Below are 939 nucleotides of genomic sequence, written 5' to 3'. Positions count from 1 at the left end.
ATGGGAAGGCATTTTTAAGAAAGACAGGAAATTAGGCGAACGAAAGACCTAATTATTCCGAAAAGATTTCGACAAAAATTTCATTCGCTCAGCCTGTGGATAACTTTACTAACATTTTCCATGCTGAGTGGCACCATTTCGGCCACTTTGTAAACATCTTAACCACAGGTTATCCACTTTTAACTGTGGATAACAGAACGATTGTTCTCCGTGTTTATTTCTGATACAGTAGGGGTACAGCAAGGAAGACTTATCAATATATGTAAGAAAACACAGAAATATTCCTCGCAATTCCTACTGGAGGTGAGCAGCCGTAAATGGCGACCTGATGCAAAAACTATCTGATGACCTGTTGCTGGAATCCTATTTTAAAGCACAGAATTTAAAGCTTAGTACCGAATTCATCCGCCTCATAGAAACGGAGATTCATCGAAGAGCCTTGACACATAAAATCCGAGCCTTAATTTAATATGGCATACATAGGCTGACATCATATGTCAGCCTTCTTATTTTAGTTTTAAACGGCCTTCATATATCCAATGGCTTCACCGACACGGACATTAGCGGGAATGGACAAGCTTCCTTCCAGCTCGAACTTGTTCTTCTCAAAAAGAAGGACCACAGTCGAACCAAAGCTGAAATAAGAAAACTCCTGGCCTTGCTCCAATTGTTTCGATTGATCGGTAATGACGATTGAGTTGATATACATGGCACCGACCTTCACCATCGCCAAACTTCCCGCCTCATTTTGCAGTTCAGTTATTGTACGATAATTTTTTGACAAAGGCTCTTTTCCATATTTCATCCCCCACTTATTAACGGGGTACGATTTCCTCCCAAGCATCCAACGTTTGATTACGGCCCCCTTGATCGGTGCATGAATCCTATGGTAATGACTTGGGCTTAAGTACAGAACGAGGTATTTGCCGCCTAAGTACT

At 41.3% G+C, this 939-nt stretch carries 2 protein-coding genes; one reads left to right on the top strand and one right to left on the bottom strand.

The genetic code is table 11. The annotated features are described in order from the left end of the window. Nucleotides 1-328 precede the first annotated feature (328 nt). Nucleotides 329-469: a sporulation histidine kinase inhibitor Sda gene (locus CVN76_RS00885; RefSeq protein ID WP_061144530.1), complete on the top strand. Its 141-nt coding sequence runs from the start codon at nt 329-331 to the stop codon at nt 467-469. 48 nt (nt 470-517) lie between these two features. Here CVN76_RS00885 and CVN76_RS00880 read toward each other — a convergent pair. Further along, a partial coding sequence (locus tag CVN76_RS00880) for a phosphatidylserine decarboxylase (RefSeq protein WP_198512399.1) occupies nt 518-939 on the bottom strand: 422 nt, incomplete at its 5' end.

The sequence above is a fragment of the Bacillus sp. mrc49 genome (assembly GCF_002803435.1).
This window is presented reverse-complemented; position numbering and strand designations above follow the sequence as displayed.